Source organism: Microtetraspora fusca (genome assembly GCF_001570365.1).
Lineage (GTDB): Bacteria > Actinomycetota > Actinomycetes > Streptosporangiales > Streptosporangiaceae > Microtetraspora > Microtetraspora fusca.
In genome coordinates, this window is sequence record NZ_BBYK01000038.1 from 196197 (window position 1) to 220366 (window position 24170).

21 protein-coding genes and 1 pseudogene are annotated in these 24170 nt (G+C 72.1%); 8 read left to right on the plus strand and 14 right to left on the minus strand.

Annotated features, from left to right (window positions below; genetic code table 11):
- Positions 1-148 precede the first annotated feature (148 nt).
- The 3 genes from AWQ68_RS41905 (at position 149) to AWQ68_RS01030 (ending at position 3776) form a co-directional block, all read left to right on the plus strand.
- Positions 149-1726 carry an acyltransferase family protein gene (locus tag AWQ68_RS41905; RefSeq protein WP_157544744.1) on the plus strand — a complete coding sequence of 526 codons (1578 nt, stop codon included), beginning with the start codon at positions 149-151 and terminating at the stop codon, positions 1724-1726.
- Between the two features lie 60 nt (positions 1727-1786).
- A complete protein-coding gene (locus AWQ68_RS01025) occupies positions 1787-2947 on the plus strand; it encodes a glycosyltransferase (protein WP_157544746.1) in 1161 nt (386 codons plus the stop codon).
- A gap of 94 nt (positions 2948-3041) precedes the next feature.
- Positions 3042-3776, plus strand: a complete 735-nt coding sequence (locus AWQ68_RS01030) for an acetoacetate decarboxylase family protein (protein ID WP_084463538.1) — start codon at positions 3042-3044, stop codon at positions 3774-3776.
- Positions 3777-3818: 42 nt separating this feature from the next.
- Here AWQ68_RS01030 and AWQ68_RS01035 read toward each other — a convergent pair whose 3' ends face one another.
- Both AWQ68_RS01035 and AWQ68_RS01040 read right to left on the minus strand, forming a co-directional pair.
- Positions 3819-4520, minus strand: a complete 702-nt coding sequence (locus tag AWQ68_RS01035; RefSeq protein WP_066933060.1) for a hypothetical protein — start codon at positions 4518-4520, stop codon at positions 3819-3821.
- Positions 4521-4539: 19 nt separating this feature from the next.
- The gene (locus AWQ68_RS01040; RefSeq protein ID WP_066933063.1) at positions 4540-4890 is read right to left on the minus strand and encodes a hypothetical protein; all 351 of its coding nucleotides are present in this window, start codon (positions 4888-4890) and stop codon (positions 4540-4542) included.
- Positions 4891-5056: 166 nt separating this feature from the next.
- Between AWQ68_RS01040 and AWQ68_RS01045 the strand changes: the two genes are divergently transcribed.
- The gene (locus AWQ68_RS01045; RefSeq protein WP_066933066.1) at positions 5057-7039 is read left to right on the plus strand and encodes a sensor histidine kinase; all 1983 of its coding nucleotides are present in this window, start codon (positions 5057-5059) and stop codon (positions 7037-7039) included.
- Positions 7027-7668: a response regulator transcription factor gene (locus AWQ68_RS01050; protein ID WP_066933069.1), complete on the plus strand. Its 642-nt coding sequence runs from the start codon at positions 7027-7029 to the stop codon at positions 7666-7668. The genes AWQ68_RS01045 and AWQ68_RS01050 overlap by 13 nt, the downstream gene beginning before the upstream one ends.
- A gap of 24 nt (positions 7669-7692) precedes the next feature.
- Here AWQ68_RS01050 and AWQ68_RS01055 read toward each other — a convergent pair whose 3' ends face one another.
- From AWQ68_RS01055 to AWQ68_RS45570, 6 genes are all read right to left on the minus strand, one after another.
- Entirely contained in the window at positions 7693-8574 is an 882-nt protein-coding gene (locus tag AWQ68_RS01055; protein WP_084463539.1) for a glycosyltransferase family 2 protein, read from the minus strand.
- Positions 8575-8776: 202 nt separating this feature from the next.
- Positions 8777-9535, minus strand: coding sequence for a CDP-alcohol phosphatidyltransferase family protein (locus AWQ68_RS01060; protein ID WP_066933072.1), 759 nt, complete (start codon positions 9533-9535; stop codon positions 8777-8779).
- Positions 9513-10553 carry an iron-containing alcohol dehydrogenase family protein gene (locus tag AWQ68_RS01065; RefSeq protein WP_066933075.1) on the minus strand — a complete coding sequence of 347 codons (1041 nt, stop codon included), beginning with the start codon at positions 10551-10553 and terminating at the stop codon, positions 9513-9515. Before AWQ68_RS01065 ends, AWQ68_RS01060 begins: the two co-directional genes overlap by 23 nt.
- 170 nt (positions 10554-10723) lie before the next feature.
- Complete coding sequence (locus tag AWQ68_RS01070; protein ID WP_066933077.1) at positions 10724-11455, minus strand: phosphocholine cytidylyltransferase family protein; 732 nt, start codon at positions 11453-11455, stop codon at positions 10724-10726.
- Between the two features lie 132 nt (positions 11456-11587).
- Positions 11588-12211, minus strand: coding sequence for a DUF5941 domain-containing protein (locus AWQ68_RS45565; protein WP_066933080.1), 624 nt, complete (start codon positions 12209-12211; stop codon positions 11588-11590).
- 32 nt (positions 12212-12243) lie between these two features.
- Complete coding sequence (locus AWQ68_RS45570) at positions 12244-13770, minus strand: CDP-alcohol phosphatidyltransferase family protein (RefSeq protein ID WP_066933083.1); 1527 nt, start codon at positions 13768-13770, stop codon at positions 12244-12246.
- A gap of 130 nt (positions 13771-13900) precedes the next feature.
- On the opposite strand from AWQ68_RS45570, the gene AWQ68_RS01085 reads away from it, so the two are divergent.
- Entirely contained in the window at positions 13901-15307 is a 1407-nt protein-coding gene (locus tag AWQ68_RS01085) for a bifunctional cytidylyltransferase/SDR family oxidoreductase (RefSeq protein WP_066933086.1), read from the plus strand.
- Positions 15308-15325: 18 nt separating this feature from the next.
- Positions 15326-17092, plus strand: a complete 1767-nt coding sequence (locus AWQ68_RS01090; protein ID WP_066933089.1) for a CDP-glycerol glycerophosphotransferase family protein — start codon at positions 15326-15328, stop codon at positions 17090-17092.
- A gap of 32 nt (positions 17093-17124) precedes the next feature.
- Here the strand turns inward: AWQ68_RS01090 and AWQ68_RS01095 are convergent.
- Positions 17125-18213, minus strand: a pseudogene (locus AWQ68_RS01095) (glycosyltransferase family 2 protein); the annotation flags it as partial.
- Between the two features lie 29 nt (positions 18214-18242).
- Between AWQ68_RS01095 and AWQ68_RS01100 the strand changes: the two are divergent.
- A complete protein-coding gene (locus AWQ68_RS01100) occupies positions 18243-19730 on the plus strand; it encodes an LCP family protein (RefSeq protein WP_066933095.1) in 1488 nt (495 codons plus the stop codon).
- 18 nt (positions 19731-19748) lie between these two features.
- Here the strand turns inward: AWQ68_RS01100 and AWQ68_RS01105 are convergent, their stop codons facing one another.
- The 5 genes from AWQ68_RS01105 to AWQ68_RS01125 form a co-directional block, all read right to left on the minus strand.
- Positions 19749-20951 carry an MFS transporter gene (locus AWQ68_RS01105; RefSeq protein WP_218006738.1) on the minus strand — a complete coding sequence of 401 codons (1203 nt, stop codon included), beginning with the start codon at positions 20949-20951 and terminating at the stop codon, positions 19749-19751.
- Between the two features lie 155 nt (positions 20952-21106).
- Complete coding sequence (locus AWQ68_RS01110) at positions 21107-21319, minus strand: hypothetical protein (protein ID WP_066933101.1); 213 nt, start codon at positions 21317-21319, stop codon at positions 21107-21109.
- Positions 21316-21606 carry a hypothetical protein gene (locus tag AWQ68_RS01115; protein ID WP_066934148.1) on the minus strand — a complete coding sequence of 97 codons (291 nt, stop codon included), beginning with the start codon at positions 21604-21606 and terminating at the stop codon, positions 21316-21318. The genes AWQ68_RS01110 and AWQ68_RS01115 overlap by 4 nt, the downstream gene beginning before the upstream one ends.
- A 31-nt stretch (positions 21607-21637) precedes the next feature.
- Complete coding sequence (locus AWQ68_RS01120) at positions 21638-23062, minus strand: DUF2079 domain-containing protein (RefSeq protein WP_169808825.1); 1425 nt, start codon at positions 23060-23062, stop codon at positions 21638-21640.
- A 319-nt stretch (positions 23063-23381) separates the two neighbouring features.
- Positions 23382-24161, minus strand: coding sequence for a methylenetetrahydrofolate reductase (locus AWQ68_RS01125; protein ID WP_066933107.1), 780 nt, complete (start codon positions 24159-24161; stop codon positions 23382-23384).
- Between the last annotated feature and the right edge of the window lie 9 nt (positions 24162-24170).

Genomic DNA, 24170 nt, shown 5'->3' on the forward strand with positions numbered 1-24170 from the left:
CCTCGGCGCCGAGCACCGGCCCCTGCCCAAGCGCCGTCCGCGCTCGCCGAGGGCCGACGCCGCGCAGGCGACGGGAGCGCCCGAGCCGGCCTCCCAGGGCTTCGACTACTTCTCCAGCGGCCGCCCGGCGGACGCGGGAACGCCTCCCATGTCCGGACCGGCCGCCCCGTCCGAGGAGAACCTCTTCGGCGGATCCGCCCAGGGCCCGTACGCCGCGCCCACACCGGACCTGGCCGCGCCCACGGACGATCCGATCCCGAACCCCTTCGCGGCGCCTGTGCAGGACACCTCCACCGCGGCGCCGCCCATGCCCGAGCGCCTGCCGCAGCGTCAGCGCCGCGGCTCGGCCATCTACGGACAGGCGCCGACGCAGTCGATGCCGGCCGTCCCGGCGGCTCCGGCGGCTCCGCCGGCCCAGCAGCAGTGGCCCGAGCTGCCCGCGGACCCGTGGGACCCGTGGCGCCGGGCCGAGCACGAGATGCCGCAGGGCCTCGCCGTGCCGGGCACCGCGCAGCCTCCGGCCGCCGCGCCGGCCGCGCCCGCTCCTCCGGCCCCCGCTCCCGATCCGCTCCCGCTGCCCGCGTGGGCTCAGGCGCCCCAGCAGGCGTCGCCGTACGGGCCCGGGTCGGCGTCCGGGTTCGGCGAGGCGCGGCCTCCGGCCGGGTGGGAGGAGCAGGAACTCGAGGAGGAGCCCGCTCCGCGTCCCAAGCGACGCGACCCGTACCTGGACAACGTCAAGTTCCTGCTGATCGCGCTCGTGGTGACCTCGCACGCGATCCGCCCGACGGTCGGCGCGGACGCCAACCGCGCGCTGTACATCTTCATGTTCTCGTTCCACATGCCGCTGTTCGTGATGATCAGTGGCTATCTGTCGAAGAACTTCTGGAACTCGAACGCGAAGACGAACAAACTCGTCGACACGTTCCTCGTGCCGTACGTGATCGTCCAGTTCGGTTACGCCGCCCTCCGCGTCGCCTTCGGGCACAAGTGGAGCGTCTCGATCCTCGATCCGTACTGGCTCAACTGGTATCTCATCGCCCTGTTGTTCTGGCGATTGTCCACGCCCGTGTGGAAACGGATGAGATATCCGTTGCTCACCGCGTTGGTCGTCTGCCTGATCTCCGGACTGTCCCAGCTCAGCGGTGATTTCAGCATCGACCGCGTGTTCGGCCTGCTGCCCTTCTTCGCGATGGGCCTGGTGCTCAAGCCCGAGCACTTCGACCTGCTCCAGCGCACCTGGGTCAAGATCGTCGGCGGGGTCACCCTGCTGGTCTGGGCGGTCGCGGTCTACATCCTCGCGCCGCGCCTCAAGCTGGGCCTGTGGTACTTCAACGCCAGCTACCACGACCTGCACATGACGTGGTGGTACGGCATGGGCTTCCGCCTGGTGTTCCTGGCGGGCGTCACCGTGATCTGCTTCAGCGTCATGGCCCTGGTGCCGCGGCGCCAGATGTGGTTCTCCGAGCTCGGCACGCGCACGCTCTACGCGTACCTGCTGCACGGCGTGCCGGTGATGATCGGCAAGGAGATGGGCTGGCTGAAGGTCTCGTGGCTGGAGGGGCCCCTCGGCGTGCTGGCCGTCCTGACCGGCAGCTTCGTGCTGGCGACTATCCTGTGCCTGCCGATCACCCGCACCCTGTTCAAGTGGATGCTGGAGCCGCGCCTCGCCTGGCTCTACCGCAGGCCCAGGAAACCGGTGGAGCCACAGCCGGAAGTTCAGCGGTAGTTCCGCATGGATTAACGCGCCACATCCGGGCGCGACGGGATGAGACCCCAGAGTCGACACATGAGGGTATGTGTCGGCACGATCGTCCACCACCCCGAGGACGCCCGGATCGCGCACCGCCAGATCCGGGCCCTGCTCGACGCGGGGCACCAGGTCACCTACGTCGCCCCGTTCACCCACTGCAACGTGACGCCGTCGCCGGAGATCCGTGCGGTCGACGTCCCCCGGGCCGTGGGCCCGCGGCGTCTCAAGGCGCTCCGAGCGGCGCGGGCCGCGCTGGCGAAGGGCTGCCGGGACGCCGACCTGCTCCTCGTCCACGACGTCGACCTCCTGCTCGCGCTGCCCCGCCGCAGGCCGGTGACCGTCTGGGACGTCCACGAGGACACGCGCGGGGTGCTGGAGGGCGAGGCGTACCTGCCCGGGCCGCTGCGCCCGGTGCTGCCCCGGCTGATCGGCGCGCTGGAGCGGCGGGCGGAGCGCCGTCTGCACCTCATCCTCGCCGACGAGTCGCTGCGCGCCCATTTCCCCGGCGGCCACCCGGTGGTGCCCGACCACACCGACGTCCCCGCCACCGCGGCCGCCACCGGTGACGACCGGCTCGTCTACCTCGGTCGCGTCTCGCGGGCCCGCGGCGCCGCCGAGATGATCGAGCTGGCCCGCCGCCTGCGGCCGCACGGGATCCGGCTCGACCTGATCGGGCAGGCCGACGCCGGCGTGCGGCCGCTGCTGCGGGACGCCCAACGGGAGGGCCTGCTCGACTGGTTCGGGCACGTCCCCAACGCGCACGCGCTGCGGATGGCCGAGGGGGCGCTGGCGGGGCTGTCCCTGACGCACGACGTGCCCGGCTTCCGCGACTCCACGCCGGCGCGGGTCGTCGAGTACATGGCCCGCGGCCTGCCTGTGATCACAACGCCGCTGCCGGGCCCGGCCTCGCTGGTGACCGGGACCGGGTGCGGACTCCTGGTCCCGTTCCCAGGCGCGATCGCGCAAGATGGCGCGGGCCACGATCCCGTGGACACCGTGGAGGCGGCCGTGCGGGCCGTCCTCGCCCTCCGGGACGATCCCGCGGCGCGCGCCGCGATGGGCGCCCGGGGACACGCCGAGGCGCTGCGCCGGTTCCACTGGCCGGTACGCGCCCCCGAGTTCGTGGCCCAGCTCGAACGCTGGGCGCGGGCTCCGCACCCCGCCGCCCGCCCCAGCGGGCAGGCCCTCCCCGCCTGACCAGGGACCCGGGCCGGCCGTACGAGATGTCGATGAGGCGCCGAGCGTGCGACCGGCTACCGCCCGGGGCCCCGGGCTTGTTCTACTGGGAGACGTGAGCAGCCATCTCATCCAGGGACGCCGGATCGACATGCCGGTACGGATCAGGGACGCGTCCGTGGGCGCGGCCACCTACCTCGTGCGAGCCGACGCCGCCCGTGCCGTGATCGCGTACTCGGGACTGGACGTGACCGAGGTGCTGCCCGGCAAGGCCGCCTGCACCCTGGTGTTCGTGCAGTACCGCGACGGCGATCTGGACGCCTACCACGAGTTCGGCATGGCGTTCCTGATCCGGCCTCCGGACTCGGGCCGCCCGCCGGGACGGGGGCTGTTGGCGGGACTGAAGGACGTCCGTACGGCCGGCTCCGGCGCCTTCGTCCACTGGCTGCCGGTCGACCAGGGGTTCACGCTGGAGGCGGGCCGCCGCATCTGGGGCTTTCCGAAGGAGCGGGCCGACATCGACCTGCGGCTGGCCACGCCGTACAAGCGGTGCGTGCTGCGCAGGGACGGGCGGCTGGTGCTCGACCTGCTGATCCGCCCCGGCGTCCCGCTCCCGCCGGGCGGGCTGGCCGGGGTGGACGCCTACTCCCACCTCGACGGGGTCACCCGGCGGATCCCCTGGAGGGCGCACGCGAGCGGGCTGCGGGCGCGGCCCGGCGGCGCCCTGATCAGGCTGGGAAACCACCCGATCGCCAAGGAGCTGAGCGAGCTCGGCCTGCCGGGCAGGGCCCTGATGACGGCGACCGCCGATCACGTGACGATGTCCTTCCAGGACGCCGTCGCCATGTGATCGGGCGCGCCGCCGCCGTTCGACGTACGGTTCGCCGCGACGTCACCGTCGGGCGGCCAGGACGCGCGCGCCGGCGACGGCCAGGCCGACGCCCTCCAGGCACGCGCCCGCGACCTCGAACCACTCGCTGCCGACGATGAGCCCGGCCACGTGCAGCACGGGCCAGGCGAGGACCGCGGCGGCGGCCCAGACCGGGACCACGCGGCCGCGGAGGAAGGCCAGTCCGAGCAGCAGCGTCCCGACCAGGTTGCCGAGCACGAAGAGGAGGAACACCCAAATCGTGGACGGGTCGTTCTGGGAGCCGTCGAGGACGGCCGCGTAATCCGCGGCGTTCCCCGGGTGCTCCACCATCGCGAGCGTGACGTTCCCGGCTAAGGCGATCCCGAAGTAGCAGATGTACCCGGCGCCCATGAGCAGCGCGCCGACCCAGCCGAGTTTCCGGCCCCGGTCCACGAGGAGCCCCCGGGCGCCGATGACCGCCGGGACCATGAGCAGGCACCCCAGCAGCGCGGCGACGGTGCTGAGGCGGATCAGGCCGGGATGGGCCTCGGCCAGGGCGAGCGCCTCCGCGCCGGTGCCGTCGCCTCCCCCGGCGCGTGTGGCCCACGCGTACGCGCCGTTGGAGACGGCCAGCGCCCACGGCGCGGTGAACATCGCGAGGGCCGGCGCGATGCCGGGCCGCGGCGGGTTCGCCGTCGGCGACGTGCCGGAGGTCTGCTCGGACGGGGGCAGGGACGTTTCCATGATTCTCCTTGAGACGTGATCAGGCGCGGGCACGCAGCGCCGGGGCGACCAGCGCGACGCCGGCGAGGGTCAGGACGACGCCGAGCGCGGCGACGGCGCGTGCGGGGCCCGGCACGCCGTCGGCGAAGAACGCGGGCACGGCGCTGAGCCCGGCCAGGAGCCTGGTGACGATCACGAGCACCGCGCCGGCCCGGCCGCCGCGCCAGGCGAGCACGACGCCGACCAGGGTGAGCACCCCGAGGACGGCACCCACGACGGCCACCGCGAACGGCGGGTTCTCACCGTCGCCGAACGGCATCGTCACGACGTCGACGAGACCGAGCAGACCGGACAGGATCAGCCCGGCGACGAGAGTTCGGGAGCGGTTCACGCGGCCCTCCTTGGGTGGACGGATCTCTTCATGTCCGCAGTGTCCGCGCGTCGCACAGGCGCGCGGATCGGTGCCGCCCCGGGACCTCGCCACGTGCCGGCCCGGGTTCCGATCTCCGTGCTGCCACGTATTCACGGGCCCCGTCCGCCGGGCCTACGGTTGGCACGTGCCGTCTCCCCGCGCCCTCGCGTACGCCGCGGCGGTCGGCGTGTGCGGGCTCGCGGGCGCCGGGGCGGTGCTGGCCGGGCTCGCCGGCGGCGGGGACGCCGTCGCCGCGTTCCTGATCGGCGCGGCGTTCGCGCTGCCTTCCGTCGTGCTCGGCGTGGTGGTCGCGGTGCGGCGGCCGGACAGCGCGGTCGGCCTGCTGCTCGTGCTCGTCGGCGCGACCGCGATGTGGCTCGGGGTCGGCCAGCTGTACTCGCTGGCGGTCGTCCGGCGGCCGGGCCTGCCGCTCACCGAGCTGTACGCGGCCGTGTCCGAGGGCGACTGGATGTTCCTGTACGTCCCGGCCGCGCTGCTCATGCTCGTCTTCCCCGACGGCCGCCTGACGGGACCACGCCGGCGCTGGACCGCCGCCGGGTTGCTCGCCGTCGCGGCGCTGTTCACGGTGATCGCGGCGTTCGACCCCGATCCGTACCCGCCGCCCTTCCAGCACACGCCGCACCTCCTGCGGGTGGCGGAGCCGTACCTGTCGTTCCTGAACGCGGTCGGGATGGCGCTGCTGCCGGTCTTCCTCGGGCTGCTGGTCGCGTCCGCGGCCGCGATGGTGCTGCGCTACCGGCGGGCGACCGACGTGGTGCGGCGGGCGCAGCTCAAGTGGCTCGCGCTCGGCGCCTCCGTCCTGCCGCTGACGCTGCTGTTGTGCTGGGCTGGGTACCTCTTCACCGGCGGCGCCGACCTGGCCCTGATCGGCCTGGCGGCGACCGCCCTGACGGTTCCCGCGGCGACCGCGATCGCCGTGCTCCGGCACGACCTCTACGACGTCGACCGGGCGATCAGCGCCGCCGTCACGTACGGCCTGGTGACCGCGATCCTGCTGGCCTTCTCGACCGCCGCCTCGTTCGTGGTGGGTCTCGGCGCGGGCCGGGCCTCACCGGTGGCGGCCGCGGCGGCGACGGCGGTGTGCGCGGCCGCGCTGGCGCCGCTGCGCGTACGGCTCCGGCGTTGGGTGGACCGGCGCTTCTACCCGGCACGGCAGGCCGCCCTCGCCGCGGTCGAGGACCTGCGCGCCCGTACGCACGCCGGCCAGGCGCACCCCGAGCAGTTGGAGGAGACGCTGCGCGCCGCGCTGCGCGACCCGGAGCTCCGGGTCGGCTACCGGGTGCCGGGCGAGACCGGCCTGGTGGGCGCGTCCGGCGATCCCCTGCTCCCCGGCTCGGCCCACGTGGCCCCGGTGCGGCTCGGAGGGCACGACATCGGCGCGATCGTCCGCGGCTCGACCGGCAGCCGGGAGCTGCTGCGCGAGGTGGCGTCCGCGAGCGCCCTGCTCGTCGAGGTGGTACGGCTGCGCATCGAGGTCAGCCGGGCGCTCGACGAGGCCGAGGCCGGACGCGCCCGGCTGCTGCGCGCGGGGTACGAGGAACGGCGGCGGCTCGAACGCGACCTGCACGACGGCGCCCAGCAGCGCCTGGTCTCCCTCGGCATGGCGATGCGGCTCGCCCAGCGCCACCTGACCGACGGAACGGTGGACGTCGACGGCCTGCTGGACCGGTGGGTCGCCGAGCTGGCCGCGGCCGTCGCCGAGCTGCGGCAGATCGCGCACGGCCTGCGTCCGAGCAGCCTGGACGACGGGCTCGGCGCCGCGCTCGCCCTGCTCGCCGGGACGGCGCCGGTGCCCGTGACGCTCGACGTCGCCGACGGCGACCTGCCCGACGACGTCGCCACGACGGCGTACTACGTCGCGAGCGAGGCCATGACGAACGCGGTCAAGCACGCCGCGCCCACCGCGATCGGCGTCCAGGTCAGCCGCGCGGACGACGGGGTGACCGTACGGATCAGCGACGACGGCCCGGGCGGGGCCGTGATCCGCCCCGGCGCGGGCCTGGCGGGACTGGCCGACCGTGTCACGGCGGCAGGGGGTACGCTCCGGCTGTCCAGCCCGACCGGCGGCGGGACCCTGGTGGAGGCGGTGCTGCCATGCGCGTGGTGATCGGCGAGGACTCGGCGCTGTTCCGCGAGGGGCTGGCCCGCCTGCTCGAGGACGCGGGGTACGACGTCGTGGCCAAGGCCCAGGACGCCCCCGGCCTGGTCGCCGCCGTCGACGCCACGGCCCCGGATCTGGCGATCATCGACATCCGGATGCCGCCCGATCTCACCGACGACGGTGCCCGCGCGGCGCGGCGGATCCGCGCCGCCCATCCGGAGCTGGGGATCGTCCTGCTCTCGCAGCACGTCGAGTCCCGGCACTCCGTCGAGCTGGTGTCCAGCGGGCGGTTCGGCTACCTGCTCAAGGACCGGGTCCTCGACGTCGACGACTTCCTCGACGCGCTCCGGCGGGTGGCGGCCGGCGGCTCCGCCCTCGATCCCGAGGTCGTCTCCCGCCTCATCGGCGCGCACCGGGCGAGCGACCCCCTGCGCTCGCTGACCGCCCGGGAGCGCGAGGTGCTGGCGCTGATGGCCGAGGGCCGCACGAACGTCGGGATCGCCCGGAGGCTCTGGCTCACCGACCGTACGGTCGAGACCCACGTCAGCTCGATCCTCACCAAGCTCGGCCTGTCCGGGTCCGACGAGGACCATCGCCGCGTGCTCGCCGTCCTCGTCTATCTCAACCGGTCGTGAGGAGCCGGGTCCGGCCGATCGTGTCTAGACGATCGGCGGGCGGCCGAGGCGGAGCATCCGCCACGCCGTGCGCCAGGACATCGGCCGGCGCTCGCCGGCGGGCTCGCGCAGCCCCTCGCGGAAACCCCGGAACCACGCTTTGAGCGACGGCGCCGACCGCTCCCGGAGCAGGGTGAGGACGATCCAGTTGCCCAGGTACAGCGCGGCCAGTGGCCAGGGCAGGTTCCTGCGCGCCAGCCACACCCGGTTGCGGGCGTTCAGCCGGTAGAAGTCGGCGTGCCGGCTCGGGAGCACCAGCGGGTGGTACATGACGGTCTGCGCGTCGTACTCGATCCGGTAGCCCTCGCCCAGCAGCCGCCAGGCCAGGTCGGTCTCCTCGTGGGCGTAGAAGAAACGCTCCGGCAGCCCGCCGACCTGCAGGTAGGCCGAGCGCCTGATCGCGCAGGCGCCGCCGAGGAACGTGGTCACCGGCGAGGAGCGCTCCGGGTCGCCGGCGCGGAGCCGGGGGACGTGCCGCCGCTGCACCGAGCCGCCGTCGGGGTCCATCACGCGGAAGGAGATCACCGCGAGGTCGGGCTCGGCGGCGAAGCGCTCGCGGACATGCGCGACCAGCTTGTCGTCGGCGTACCATCCGTCGTCGTCGAGGAACAGCACGACGTCGCCCGAGCACTCCTGGACGCCGCGGTTGCGGCCCATGGGGATGCCCGCGTTGTGGCCGATCCGCACGGTCTTGACCGCCGCCCCGGAGCCGGGCCGCGGCCGGGCCGCGATCTCCGGCACGTCCGCGCCGTTTCCGACGATCACCACTTCGACGTCGCCGTCGGTCTGCGTGAGGGCGGACTCGACCGCCCGGTTCAGCTCGGCGACCCTGTTCCCCATGGTGAGGATGACGCACGAAATCTTCACCGCGTCATCGCCTCGACGCGTGGCAGCGAGCACACGATTTCATGATCACCGAGTCTGTACGGCCGAACCATCCCGAACCTGTCTGGTTTACTGCGCATCAAGGGTATCGGAACAGTGACCGAAGCCCCACCAAACACTCGGACGTGGCGGGAGGCCTCCCGGTTCCCCGATCCGCCTCCCGTAAACGTCGAGAAGTCCGGTGTCACGAGAGCCGCCGCGACGCCAGGATGCTGACGAGATGCAGCACGAGCTGGAGACCCGCGATCACCGCGCATGCGACGGTGAGGATCCGCGTCGCCGGGAACCAGAAGTCGAGCACCGCCGCCACCACCACGATCAGGGACAGCTCGACGGCCTGGATGACGCGGTGGAAGCGCAGCGCCGCGGCCACCTTCCGCGCCGCGCCGAGCCGGCGCGACTGGAAGTGCCCGGCGGACGCATCGGTGGCCGCGGTCAGCCCTGAGCGCGCCCGGGCGACGTCGACCAGGTCGGTCTCCGCCTTGATCAGGATCGCGCCGAGCGCGGCCGCGACGCCGAGCACGGTGTACCAGTCGGGCAGCACCTGCGACGCGCGGAAGCCCAGGCCGATGAGCAGCGCCGCCTCGGCGAGGTAGTGACCCACCCGGTCGAGGTAGACCCCGGCGATCGAGGTGCGGCCGGTCCACCGGGCGAGTTCCCCGTCCGAGCAGTCGAGCAGCAGGTAGACCTGGATCAACAGCGCGGCGCCGACGGCCGCCCAGAACCCGGGGATCGCCAGCACGGCGCCCGCGAGCACGCCGCACACGATCATCAGGCCGGTGACCTGGTTCGGCGAGATCGGGGTCTTGGCCAGCACCCAGGTCGCGTAGATGGACAGTTTCCGCATGTACAGCAGGCCGGCCCAGTGCTCGCCGCTGCGGCGGTCCATGGTGGTCTGCGGCTGCGCGACCGCGCGCAGCTCAGCGACCGACGGCGCGGACATAGTCCTCCACCCTCGTCCTGACCTCGGTCTCCGACAGGCGGAGGTGTTCGAGGATGGTGTATCTGCCGGGCCTGGTCGACGGCGCGAGCATCACCGCTTCGGTGAACTGGTCGACCGTCAGGCCGAGGTCGCCGGGCGTGACGGGCAGCGCGTGCTGCCGGAGGCAGTCGGTGATCTGATCGAGGCGCCGGCTGTCCTCTCTCAGGAAGAAACAGAACGCCGCGCCCACACCGGCGAGTTCGCCGTGGTTGGACGTTCCGGGAAAAAGCTGATCCACGGCATGAAGGATCTCATGGTCGCCACCGCTCGAAGGACGGCTCGACCCGGCGACGACCATCGCCATCCCGCTGAGGATCAGCGACTCGGCGAGGACGGTGAGGAACCCGTCGGACTCGATCGAGTCGGAGCGGCCCACCACCGCCTCGGCGGCCGTGCGCGCCATGGAGACCGCGACACCGTCGATGGGCTCGCCGCGTTCGGCGTTGCCGAGGTGCCAGTCCTCGATGGCGGACAGGTTGCTCAGGACGTCGCCCACCCCGGAGCGGACCAGGGCCGGCGGCGCGTCCTGGACGAAGTCGAGGTCCACCATGATGGCCAGCGGCATCGGCACCCCGAACGAGGGCTTGCCCCCGTCGTGGACCAGGGAGGCGACGGGCGAGCAGATGCCGTCGTGCGAGAGGTTGGTGGCGACCGCGACCATCGGGATGCCGGCGAGGGACGCGGCGTACTTGGTCGCGTCGATGGTCTTGCCGCCGCCGATGCCGATGACCGCCTCGTACGCCCCCTTCCGCAGGTCGGCGCCGAGCGAGATGGCGGCGTCCACCGAGCCGTCGGCCACCCGGAAGACCTGGGCCTCTCCCAGGGTCGGAGCGATCACCTCGGCGATCTTGTCGCCCTGACTCACTCCGACCGCGACGGCGACGCGGCCCGAGGTGGCGACCCGGCTGTCGGACAGCAGCGCACCGAGTTGCGCGATCGCGCCCCGCCGTACCTCCATGATCAGAGGGGCGGGGAGCATCCTGGCCAGAATCGGCAAGAGGATCTCCTTAGGCGACGAGAGCTAGCGCGCCACCGGGCGGGATCTGCCCGGCGGAGCGACGTCCAGGGGGGTGCGTCGCGAGGCGGCGGGGCCACGTCCCCCGCGACATGACGGAGCGGGGAGCGACCTGGAGCGCGCCGGACCGCGGCCTAGTAATGGCACGCGATCTCGCGCGCCTTGGCCAGGTCGTCGTGGTTGTCCACCTCGACCCAGTTGACCTTGCCGATCGGGGCGACCGAGATCTTCTCGCCCCGGTCGACCATCTCCTGGTAACCGTCCTCGTAGTAGAGCTGCGGGTCGCGCTCGAACGTGGCGCGCAGCGCGTCGGCCAGCCGCTCGGCCGCGCCGGGACGGATGAGCGTGGCGCCGATGTACTCGCCGTACGCCTCGGCCGGGTCCATCAGCTTGGTGATGCGCTTGAGGCTGCCGCCGTTGAGGGTGACCTTCATCTCCTCGTCGGCCAGGACCTTCACGTCGTCGACCGCGAGGAGGATGTCGCTGGTGGCCTCCGCCGACAGCAGGGTCTCCTCGACCGAGACCGGGTGCACGGTGTCGCCGTTGACCAGCAGCGCGCCCTGCGCGAAGTGGTCGCGCGCGCACCACAGGGAGTAGGCGTTGTTCCACTCCTCGGCCTTGTCGTTGTGCACCAGCGTCAGCTTCACGCCGTGTCGCCGCTCCAGCTCCGCCTGGCGCTCCCGTACGGCTCCCGCCTGGTAGCCGACGATCACCACGACGTCGCGCAGGTCGACCGCGGCGAGGTTGCGCAGGGCGATGTCAAGGATCGTGGTCTCGCCGTCGACCGGCACGAGCGCCTTGGGCAGCGTGTCGGTGTACGGCCGCAGGCGGCGTCCGGCTCCGGCGGCCAGCACCATTCCCAGCAACGTGCACTCCTAGAGGTCGATCGACTGACAGTAACCCCAAAGATTAGTTGCCTTTGTGCCCTGATCGGGTAATCCGTACGCCCGGCGGCGTTCATCCGCGGGGTTCATGCGGCGTGGGCCGTGGCCGCCGGGTCAGTCGCCGACGCCGAGGTCGGCCGCCTCGACGCCCGAGCGCGGCGCCGCGAGCCAGCAGGTCGCGCTCTCCCAGCAGAAGAGGCCCGACAGGTAGAGGCAGAGCAGCGCGAACATGGCGGTGACCAGGCCGAGGGCGCCTCCGACCGCGACGGCGAGCATCCGGCCGTCCCAGCCGAGCCCGGCCACCGGCAGCCAGGGCGGCGGATACACGTGCTGGCGCACGCGGTAGACGGTGTCGTAGTGGTGGAACACCACCGCGCCGAGCAGCGCGAAGGTCAGCAGCGGCGGGACGTCGTGCGCGAAGCCGACGCAGGCCACGAAGCCGTACTCGGTCAGCCGCAGGATCGGCGGGACCAGCCAGTCGAGCCGCCCGTCGTGCCGGTGGGAGCTGCCCGGCCCGGCGAGCAGCAGGGCGACCGCAGGGGCGAAGACGGCCAGGCCGTCGGTGCCCGCGATGCCGACGAGCAGCAGCACCCCGGTCACGAAGGCCCCCGCGACCGCGGGCGGCAGCGGCGGGAGCTGGCCCGCGACCAGCGCGCCCATCACCCGGGACAGCATGCCGTCGTCCCGGTAGGCGACGACCGCGCTGCGCGGCACCGGCGTCATATGTACGGAGACCATGCCCGCTCTCCCGCCCTGTGCGAGACCTGTTGTCATGTGAGAGACCTGCCGACGCGACCGGCGAGGGTGTACGCGAGCGCGACCGCGCCCCAGCCGAGCAGGGCGATGAAGGTCACCCTGGCGTTGAACACGGCCGCGGTGACGGCGATGAGCGCCATCCGCTCGCCGATGGGCAGCACGACGACCTTCTTCGCCCACCGGGTCGCCGTGCCCAGGTCGAGCCTCCGGGACAGCCCGACCACGCGGCTCGCGACCGTTCCCGGAGGAGCGCCGCGCCCGTTGCCCCACCGGCGGGGCGACGGATCGTCCAGGCCAGGCAGGTCGGAGGCGACGGAGAGCGGGATCGGCGGACGCTCCTCGCTCCACGCCGCGTCCGCCAGCGATCCGGCGTACGAGAAGTCGATCATGTGCCGGAGCGCCTGCAGCAGCATGGCGGCGACCGCGAGCGCCCAGATGCCGCCCGGTCCGGTCGCCCCCGCCGGGACGCTCGCGGCATAGCCGATGGCCAGCCCGGCGTACACGAGGTACTCCTTCACCCGGTCGAAGGTGGCGTCGAGCCAGGCGCCGAGCGGCGAGAAGCTCCTGGTGTAGCGGGCGAGCTGGCCGTCCACGCAGTCGAGCACGAACGACAGCAGGAGCGCCACCGCACCGGCGATCTGGGCGGTCCGCTCCCCCGCCGTGAACCAGATCGCGGCCACCACGGCCAGGCCGACCGAGACGCCGGTGACCGCGTTGGGCGCCATGCCCAGCCGCGCGGCGAGCCGTACGAGATGGGGGGACCAGGTGCTCACGCAGTAGGTGGTGAACAGGCCGTCGTCGGACTTGACCGCCGCCCGCAGCCGGGCGGCGCGCTCGTCCACCTCGGCCAGGCGGCGCACCGCCGCGTCCGCCGCCGCCTGGTCCGACGCCCGCGCGCAGTGCAGCCCGCCCAGCGGCGCGGCGTGTACGGGAATCCCGGCGCGCACCAGGCCGGCGAGCAGCAGGTCGGCCACCTCGCTGTCGCCCGCCCGGCCGAGCCCGCGGTTCTGCGCGAGGTCGGCGAGCTCCTCGGCCACGTCGGCGAGGCCGGCGAGGTGGTCCTCGCCGACCTGCAGGACGCCGCGGAAGGTGGCGTCCGGCGACTCGACCCGGTGGAAGGAGTTGCCCGCCACCGCGATCCGTCCCCGCTCGGTGCGCACCGGCGGCAGGAGCGGCCCGGCGGCGCCGGGCGCGACCAGCGCGCGCGAGCCGCGCGAGGGATGCTCCAGCACCGCGGCCAGGGCGTCGGTATGGGCGACGAGATCGCCGTACAGCACGGCCACGGGACCGCTCGCGGCGCGCGCCGCCTTGGCGACGGCGCGCAGGTCGTCGGCGAGCCCGCCCCCGGTGTCATCGGCCCGGGCGACGACCTGGACGTCGCGGACGGAGAGCATGCGCAGTTGGGCGGTGAGGCGGTCGAGGAGGGTGACGCTCCCCGACGTGAGACGGGACGCGGGTGTCGTCGCGAAGACCACGGCGACCGCGCCCGTCGAGGCGCCGGGTGTGGTGCCGGGCGTCTCCCGGGCCGCTGCTGCCGCCATGGGTCTCCCAATCCGCTGGTGATCGCTTCCGGGTCCACACCGCAACGTAACTGAGTGATCACGGGGTGGCAATGCCATTCGGCAGCGGTTCGCGAACGGCCTGCGGGTATGGTCATTCCGGGGAGGCATCATGATCGCGAAATCGCGTCTGCGTACGGTCGGAGTCGTGCTGGCCGGCGGGGTCGGCCAGCGGGTGGGGCTGAACACCCCGAAGCAGCTACTGAAGATCGCCGGCAGGACGATCCTGGAGCACACGCTCAGCGTGTTCGACGGCCACCCGGAGATCGACGAGGTCGTCGTGCTGATGACCCCCGGCTTCACCGACGAGGTCGCCTCCCTGGTCGAGCGGAACGGGTACACGAAGGTCACCAAGATCCTCGAAGGGGGCACGAGCCGCACCGAGACCACGTGGCGCGCGCTCCAGGCGCTCGGCGACGAGGAGTGCGACGTGCTGCTGCACGACGCGGTCCGCCCGCTCGTCGAGCCGCGCATCATCAGCGACTGCGTGGCCGCGCTCGCCCGCTACGAGGCGGTGGACGTGGCCATCCCGTCGTCCGACACCGTCGTCGTGGCCGTCCCGGGGCCGCGCGGCGAGATCATCCGCGACATCCCCGACCGCTCGCGGCTGCGCCGCGGCCAGACCCCGCAGTGCTTCCGGCTGTCGGTCATCCGGGCGGCGTACGAGCGGGCCTTCGCCGACCCCGACTTCGAGAAGCTGCCCGCGACCGACGACTGCGGCGTCGTGCTGCGCTACCTCCCCGACGTGCCGATCTACATCGTGCCGGGCAGCGAGCACAACATGAAGGTCACCCACCCGGTCGACGTGTTCATCGCCGACAAGCTCTTCCAGCTCGCCGAGAGCACCGCCCCCGCGCTCACCGAGGAGGGCTACCAGGAGGCGCTGCGCGGCAGGTGCCTGGTCGTCTTCGGCGGCAGCTACGGCATCGGCGCCGACATCGTGCGGCTCGCCCGCGGCTACGGCGCGACGGTCCACTCCTACTCCCGCACCGTCAACGGCGTCCGCGTCCAGGACGCCGCCGCGGTCGAGGACGCGCTCGCCCGCGCGTACGCCGAGACGGGCCGCATCGACTACGTGGTCAACACGGCGGCCGTCCTGCACATGGGCAAGCTGGGCGAGGCCGACCACTCCACCATCGAGGAGACGATCGGCGTCAACTACCTCGGCCCGGTCAACATCGCCCGCGCGTCGTTCAAGTACCTGGCGGAGACGCGCGGCCAGCTCCTGCTGTACACCTCCTCGTCGTACACGCGGGGGCGGGCCGACTACAGCCTCTACTCCTCGACCAAGGCGGCGGTCGTCAACCTCACCCAGGCGCTCGCCGACGAGTGGGCGGACCAGGGCGTGCGGGTCAACTGCGTCAATCCCGAGCGCACCGCCACACCGATGCGGTTGCGCGCGTTCGGCGACGAACCCGCCGGAACGCTGCTGTCTCCGGGCGCGGTCGCCCGTACCAGCCTCGACGTGCTCATCTCCCGCCTCACCGGACACGTCATCGACGTGCGGCTCGCCAGGTGACTGGGTACGCAGCGATGCATGGGGGGATCGTTCAAGGGAAGAAACGCGCTGCTCAGCGGGGTGGTGCTCGCGTCATATCCGGCCCTGACGGCGGCCGCGCTGTATCCGGATCCGTGGGTCTTCGTGATCCTGGCGCCGTTGTCGTACGCCGCGGAGGCGGCTCTGCCGTCGGGCGCCGCCGAACGGCTCGGCCGGCTGCAGCTCCCGGCCACGCTGCGCTTCATGATGCGCGAGATGGCGGCCGTGCTGCTGCTCGCCAGGACGGCGGGAGCGGAGTCCCCGTGGTTCGCGCTCCTCGCGGGCGGGCTGTTCCTGTTCCACTGGATGCGCGCCGTGCAGAGCGGTCTCGCCACCTATCTGAACCGGTGCCACAACCTGAAGCCGGTCGGCACCAGGAACCTCGACGTCTCCTTCCCGCCCGCTCCGCCTGAGACGCTGGTCAACTGGCGCGGCGCCCGCCTGCTGTACCTGGACGCGCTGCCCGTCGGGACCGCCGCTTGCGGCGCGCTGACCGGAATCGACTGGCTCGGCTCGGCCGGGGTGGCGGGGGCGCTCGTCCTGGAGACCGCCGCCGTGCTGGCCCTGTCCGCGTACGCGCTGCGGGCCGCTCCGCTGGCCGACCGGCGGCGCGTCATCGCGACGGTGGACGAGCGGGTCCGCGCGTACCGCCCCGAGGTGCTGCTCTACTTCTCCGGCCCGGCCGACTCCGCGTACCAGGCGACGATGTGGCTGGGCACGCTGGAGCGGATCCGCAGCCGGGTGCTGGTCGTGCTGCGGGAGCGGGATCTGCTCGGCGCGCTGGGCAGGACGACGCTCCCGGTGCTGTGCATCCCCTCGGCGGTCGACATGATGAACTTCCGCGGCCTGGACACGGCGCGGGTCGCCCTGTTCGCGTCCAATGTCGGCAACAACATCCACATGCTGCGGGTGCCCGGCGTCACCAGCGTCTTCATCGGCCACGGCGACAGCGACAAGGAGGCGTCGTTCAACCCCTTCACCAAGGTGTACGACGAGGTCTGGGTCGCCGGTCCGGCCGGGCGGGACCGCTACCGCCGCGCCGGGGTCGGCGTGCGCGACGAGGCGATCGTGGAGGTCGGCCGCCCCCAGCTCGCGGGGGTGCGGCGGACCGGTCCGGGCCTGCCGTACCCGAGCGTCCTGTACGCCCCGACGTGGGAGGGGTGGACGGACGACCTGTTCCACACGTCGGTGATCACGATGGGGCCCGGGGTTGTGCGCCGGCTGCTCGCCCTCGGCGTACGCGTCATCTACAAGCCGCACCCGCTCACCGGCCACCGCTCGGCGCCCGCGCGCCGGGCGCATGACGCGATCATGCGGACGCTGCGCGACGCGACGGCGGGGGACGCGGCCGTGCCCCACCTGGTGGTGACCGGGGACGAGCCGCACCTGTACGAGTGCTTCAACCAGGCCGACCTGCTGATCAGCGACATCTCCAGCGTCATCGCCGACTTCCTGGCGAGCGGCAAGCCGTACGCGGTGACGAACGTCGCCGGGCTGCCGGAGCGCGAGTTCCGGGAGCGGTATCCGACCGCCTCGGCGGCCTACCTGCTCGGCCCGGACTGCGCGGAGCTGCCCGGCGTGGTGTCACGGATCCGCCCGGAGGAGGACGTGCTCGCGGAGGCCAGGCACGAGCTGAGGAGCCATCTGCTCGGGCCGGACCGGCCGGACGCCCTCACCCGGTTCGACGAGGCGGTCACGGCCGCCCGCGCCAGAGCGGGCGCGGCGGCGGGCAGGAGCCTCGCGACGGCGGGCGACGAGGTCGCCTGACCGTCCGGGCCGCCGCCCGCCGCCTCGCGCGGCTATTCGCTGTAGTGATCCTGTACGGGCATCCGCTGCACGGTGGGACGCGGCTTGCTGAGCCCCGGCGGGCTGGTCAGGAAGCCGGTGCCCCATGAGACGTGCATCGTGGCGTAGACCAGCGGCAGCCGGATCAGCGCCGCCGCGGACAGCCCCTGCCCGGTGAGCGCCGAGCCGGCCAGGATCGCCGCGATGTACGCCCCCGGGACGAGCAGGCCGGGCCAGAAGAACGGCGACACGACGAGGCCGAGGGCCATCGCGAGCACCGCCGCGGGCGGCGCGAGGTAGCGCAGGTTGATGGTCCCCTGGTGGGTACGGGAGACCACCCGCCGCCACCGGCCGTAGTGGAAGTACTGCTTGGCCAGCGCCCGGACGTTCGGCCGGGGACGGTAGGACACCCGCATGCGCGGCTGGAAGTAGACCAGGCCGCCGGTCTCGCGGATGCGGTGGTTCATCTCCCAGTCCTGGGCGCGCTGGAAGTGCTCGTCGTAGCCGCCGACCCGATCCAGCGCCTCCCGGCGGAAGACGCCGAGGTAGACGGTGTCGGCGGGGCCGGCCTGGCCGCCGGTGTGGAACCGGGCGTTGCCGACGCCGATCTTGGAGGTCATCGCGCAGGCGACGGCCTGCTCGAACGGGGTGACACCCTCGGCGGCCATGATGCCGCCGACGTTGTCCGCGCCCGTCTGCTCCAGGGTCTCGACGGCGGTGGCCAGGTAGTCGGGCGGCAGCATGGCGTGGCCGTCCACCCGGGCGACGATCGGATTGCGGGACGCGGCGATGGCCGCGTTGAGGGCGTTGGGCGTGCGGCCGGTTGGGTTCGGCACGACGACGACGCGGGGGTCGGCCGCCGCGATCGCGTCGGCGACCTCCTGCGTGCGGTCGTGCGACGGGCCGACGCTGAGGACGACCTCGATGGGGCCCTCGTACTGCTGGGCGAGGACCTGCCGTACGGCTTCAGCCAGGTGCCGCTCCTCGTTGAGCACCGGCATGATCACCGAAATCGGCGGCCAGTGGCGCGTGCGCGACTGGCTCGTTTGTGGCGAGTCGGGGAAGGGCTTCATGGCCTGGCTCACGCTACTGTACGTGGGGGCGGAGACGGCAACCGAAAGGTGACCGCGGGATGCGTGGCGACCACGAGGAGGACTCCGGCGTTCGCGTGGGGGGCGACGGCAACGGCGGGGTCAGGCTCGCGGCGCGGCGGGCCAAGCGTGGCCGCACCAGCCTCCGTTCACTGATCGTCTCCGGCTCCCTCTCGGCGGCGGTGCTGCTCGGCTCCGGAGCTCTGTGGGCGGTCCCCAACTACGCCATCAGCCAGGTCAAGTCGGTCGACGCGGGTACCCAGGCGTCGGCGCCGCAGGGCGCGATGAACATCCTCCTGGTCGGGCTGGACAAGCGCGACGACCTCAGCCGCCGGCAGCAGAACCAGCTCCACCTCGGCCGCGAGGAGGGCCAGCGCACCGACACGATGATGGTCATCCACCTCTCGGAGGACCACACGAAGGTCACGGTCGTCAGCCTCCCCCGCGACAGCTGGACCGAGATCCCCGGCTACGGCACCCACAAGATCAACGCGGCCTACCAGTACGGCGGGGCCAAGCTCGCGGTGCGCACCGTGCAGGAGGCCACCGGCCTCAAGATCAACCACTACATCGAGGTCAACATCCTCGGCTTCATCGACGTGGTGGAGTCCCTCGGCGGCGTCACCGTCTGCACGCCGGTCCCGATCAACGACCCGAAGACGAAGCTCAACCTCCAGCCTGGCACGTACGACCTCAACGGGGCGGACGCGCTCGCCTACGCGCGCACCCGGGCCACCGCGCGCTCCGACCTGGACCGGATCGACCGCCAGCAGCAGGTGATCTCGGCGCTCATGCAGAAGGCCCTGAGCGGCGGCACGCTGACCAACCCGGCAAAGCTGACCGGACTGGTCAACTCGACGCTCAAGACGCTGACCGTGGACGACGCCCTCAAACAGGACGTCATGGGCCTGGTCGGCCAGCTCAAGGACGTCTCGACGGACGACGTGTCGTTCGCGACCGTCCCCCTCGCCGACGTGAACTTCACGACGCCGACCAAGGAGTCCGCCGTCCTGTGGGACAAGAAGGCGGCGCGTGAGCTGTTCCAGCGGATCGACTCCGACCAGCCACTCACCGGCCCGACCGCCACGGCGTCGCCCAAGACCTCGCCCAAGGTCTCGCCCTCGGCGTCCGCGTCCCCGGCGCTCACCGTGCCGCCCCAGCGCATCTCGGTCCGCGTGCTGAACGGCACGCTGATCACCGGGCTCGGCGCCAGGACGAAGGCGGCGCTGATCGAGGCCGGCTTCATGGTGCCCGCCGCGCCGGGCGACACCGCCAATCGCGACTTCACCACCACCGTCGTCCGGTACGCCAAGGGGCGCGAGGACTCGGCGCGCACCGTCGCCGCCGCGATCCCCGGCGCCGAGTTGCGAGAGGCGAACGTCCAGGGCATCGAGGTGGTCGTCGGCCAGTCTCACAACACCGTCAAGAAGGTGAAGGTCGCGGCCGAGCAGCCGACCGCCACCCCGTCGGAGACCCCCACGCCCGCGACGTCGGCCAAGACGGCCACGGAGAACATCTGCAAGAAGTGACCGGGCCGCCGGGCCGGTTCACACCGCCTCGGGGGCCCAGCGCTGCCGTACGGGCGTGAAGGCCGCGGCGACGGCGACCAGCAGGCATCCGGCCCCGGCCACCAGGTAGACCGCCGAGGCGCCGTAACCTTCCGCGGCGGCGGTGAGCACGGCGGCGCCGACCGGCCCGAGGGCGTAGTGGACGGTCCAGAACGCGGACGTGACCCGTCCGAGCAGGTGGTCGGGCGTGACCTCCTGGCGCAGCGACATGCTGCAGATGCCGGCGATGGCCGTGGCGAACAGGAACGCCGTCATCATCGCCGCGACGACCGTGACGTGCCGCGTCACGCCCAGCGTGATGACGGCGATCCCGGCCAGGCATTGCGCGCCGATCCAGCAGGGGCCGAAGCCGAACCTCCGGCGCGCGCGGCCGACGAGCGCGGACGCGGCGATCGTCCCGGCGGACGCGACCGCGAGGACCGTCCCCACGGCGGCGTCCGTCTGCCCCAGGTCCTCTTTCAGGTGGTAGATGGTGATGTCGGTCAGGCCGAGCGTGACGAAGATGAAGAAGGACAGCAGCACGGTCAGCGAGCGCAGCACCGGGTGCCGCCACAGGAACCGCACGCCGTCCAGGAAGCCGGAGAGGGCGCCCGTCGCCGGGGCGGGGCCGCGGTCGCCGCGCGGCCTCGGCCGTACGAGGCACAGCCCGAGCGCGGAGACCGCGAAGCTCGCCGCGTCCACGCCGATCGCGACCGAGGGGCCGAACGCCCCGGCGACCACCCCGGCCAGCATCGGCCCTGCCACCCCGGCCACCGCGTACGACGCGGAGAGACGGCCGTTGGCCTCGGTGATGCGGTCCGGCTCGACCAGCGCGGGCACCACCGTCACGTACGTGACCTGGAAGGTCATGCCGAAGCACGCGCCGAGGGGCACGATCACGTAGAGCAGCCACACCTGCGGCGCGAAGAGCCAGACGATCGGGATGAGCCCGTAGAGGACGGCCCGCGCGACGTCGCAGACGATGAGCACCGTGCGGCGGTCGAGGCGGTCGGCCACGACGCCGGCGAAGAGCCCCGTGACGACCGACGCCACCCCGGACAGGCCGGTCAGCAGGCCCATCTGGAGCACCGAGCCCGTCACCTTGAGGGCGAGCAGCGGGATCGCGACGGCGGTGAACATGTCTCCGGCCACGGAGAGCGTCTGCGCGATCAGGAAGATCGTGAATCCGCGGTCTCTCCGCACTGGCGGCGCCTCCGATAGGTGATCGATCGATGATCGGCGCATCACGTTAGCCGCCGGGCCGTCCGGGCCGCATCACATTAACGTTCCTGTTCACCCTGCTCACCGCGATGTACATCGGCGCCTCCCTCCACCCGGAGCACTGATGCGGGAGGTCGTCAGTCCTGGGTGTCCCGATAGGCGGTGATCTCGATCTCGTACTCGTCGTGATCCGCCACGTTCTCGCGGTCGTACGGGTAGCGCACGCACAAAACGAGGCCGCCGACGAGCGCGAAACCGGCCAGGACCAGCACGATCCCCCAGCGCACCGATAACGGGCCCGCGCTTCTCGGAGGGATTTCGCCGCGCGCCACGTCGCCGATCCTCTTCATCCTGTTTCCGTTCGCTCGACGCCGTGGCGATACCAGAGGACCAGTTTCGCGGCGATGCCGTCCGTCTGCCCGGGCACCGGATCCAGGCCGAAATGGTCCTCAAGCTCGTACCAGAGATATTCGCTGAGATCGGCCACCCCGGCTCCGCGGGAAAGCCTGGCGAGAACAGGACCGATGAGGCAGTCGTATTCGTCGGGCGGAAAGTCGAGCTCTTCGTCGTAGACGCCTATGGGGTCCCATTGGTTGAGGAGGTAGCGCAGTTCCTCTTGCCGTTCAACGGGGTTCACCGTACAAGTCTCGTGGATTATCGGCCTGTCGTCATCCACACCCGTGCTCCGCCGACAACGGATCGCACAGCACCACATAGCGGTCCCGCGAAAAGACCTCGCGATAACCGCGTCGTCGCAATAGCTGAACGTCGGCGGCCTGATCCTGGACGGAGTCGAAATGCGGCTGCTTGTCATTGAGGTCGGCCAGAATCCACGGGGCGCGCTCGGGCCGAGCGGCGGTTTTCGCGGCCCAGACGACGACTTCGGTCCGCGCGGACATGTTCGGCCCCAGCGCGCTCGCCGCCTCCACGAGGACGCCGTCCGGAATCCGCCGGATGGCCTCCTGCGCCGCGGCGAAGCGCGGCCCCGGGCGGTACCACCTCGGCGAGAACAGATTGCCCGACGCGAAGAACGGCATGACCCCGACCGCCACGACGGCGACGACGGCGGTCCAGGGCCGGACCACGTGCCCGAGCCGCCGCCCCTTCACCATGCGGCGCAAGCGCGCTCCCCCGTCCACCGCGGCACAGAAGAGAGCCATGATGACCGCCGCGTTGTAGTGGTAGCGCGTCCCCCACCAGCCGGCGGCCCCTGGGTCCGTGGCGAGCATCCGTTCGGCGAGCAGGACCGCCGCGGGCAACACGTACGGCGAGAGCAGCGGAAGGAAGAGCAAGGGGGCGAACAGCAGGAGCAGCGTCACCGGCTTCGTTCCGGGGGTGGCGAGAACGTGCAGGACCTCCTGAGGCCGGGTCACCATGTGGACGACCGCCTCGCCGACGTCGTCGCCCCATCCGCTGTAGTACCAGTAACGGCGCGGATCGCCGCCGAAGGCCGGGATGAGGACGTAACCGGCCAGCCAGAAGAAGCCCGCTCCGCCGAGGACCATCGCGACGCCTGTGCGCCGCCACTCGCGCAGGAAGAGGAGGCCCAGCCCGAGGCCGGCGACGAGGAGCGCCAGGTCCTCCTTGACCAGGAGCAGGGCCGTCGCCGCCGCCAGGACGTGCCACCGGCGCCCGGCCTGCAGCCGTTCGAACAGGATCGCGGTGATCAGCGGCACGAACGCGTATTCATGGAAATGGAAGTTCACCGTCTCGGCGACCGGCCAGGAAAGGACGTAGGCGATCCCCAGCAGATACGCGGCGGTCACGCCGAGCACGCGCCGCGCGTAAACCCAGAAGGGCACCACGGCCAGGGCCAGCAGAGCGGCCTGCGCCACGATGAGCGTCTCGGGGCCATTGTGGATCCAGTACAGCGGGGCCAGCGCCGCGAGAATCGGCGAGAAATGGTCGCCCAGCAGCGAGAACGTGGAGCCGAGCTGCTCCCAGTTTCCCTTCACCGTCGAGAGGGGCGGCCCGAGCTCCGCGTACCCCCGGACGCCCTGGTCGAATATGACCAGGTCATAGATCCCGGTCCGGAACGTGAAGAACTTGACCAGTCCGAGCAGCGAATACGCGAGAAAGGCGATTACCGCCACAGCTCCCACCGCGTACCGATGGCGAAAGAATGCACGTGATCGACCCGAGAGCATGAGGTCGAGCATGTCATGATCTTGGTCCACGGCGCCGACGATCCACAAAAGTGGAAAGAAACAGCACTCTGCACGTTTTGCCGGATTTACTGCCCCGCTAAACCCGACATAACATCCCAGTCAAGCACTATGTTCACGAAAGCCCGAGGCAAGGTTTCGCACGTCACGGTCACCGCCCCGCCGGGGGAGACGTCCATTTGACCTGCGTCCCGTTCGTCTCCGGCGGGTCGGCCGGAGGCGCTCATCGCGGCACGGCAGGAGGCTCTCAGAGCGCTCTGGACAGCCGGGCCTCCACCTCGCGATAGCGGGCCACGGGGATCAGGTGCACGCCGTCGAAGGCGCCCGAGTCGCGGATGCGCAACACCTGCTCGCACGCGGCCTCGACCCCGGCGAGCCGGTCACCGGCCACGCGCTCCACCAGCTCGGCGGGGATGTCGATGTCCGGGATCGCGGCGGACAACCGGCGGGCGTGGTTCTCACTGGCGATGACCATCACCCCGGCGTAGACCGGCACGTCCACCGGGTTGGCCTCGCGCCAGCGCAGCAGCGCGTCCAGAGAGAAGCTGACCTGGGCGAACACGAAGTCGGCCGCACGCTTCCAGGCGGGCAGGGGGCGCAGCCCGGCGGCGGTGCCGACCCGGAAGGCGGGGCCGCCCGCGAAGGCCGGGTCCTCACTGAGCGAGCGGACCTCCTCGATCATGGAGCGAACGGTGAGGTCGCTGGTCCGGTTGCCGGTCGTGGGCTTGTCGCCGTATACGAAGAGGAACTGGTCCACCCCGTAGGCCGCCGCGGTGAGCAGGTCCCGGCGGAAGCCCAGCAGGTTGCGGTCGCGCGAGTTGAGGCAGGCGATGCTCCTTCCGCCCATCGCCTGGACCTCGTGGGCGACGGCGACGCTGGACACCGTGGCCCGGCCGATGTGGTTGTCCGGGATCAGGAAGGAACCGGCGATCTGGCTGAGCGTGCCGATCTGGTGGCGGACGCGCGTGAGGTCGGGACGTGTCGGCGGCTCGATCTCGCAGACGACCTCGAAGGGGCGATCAGTCATGCCGCCAAA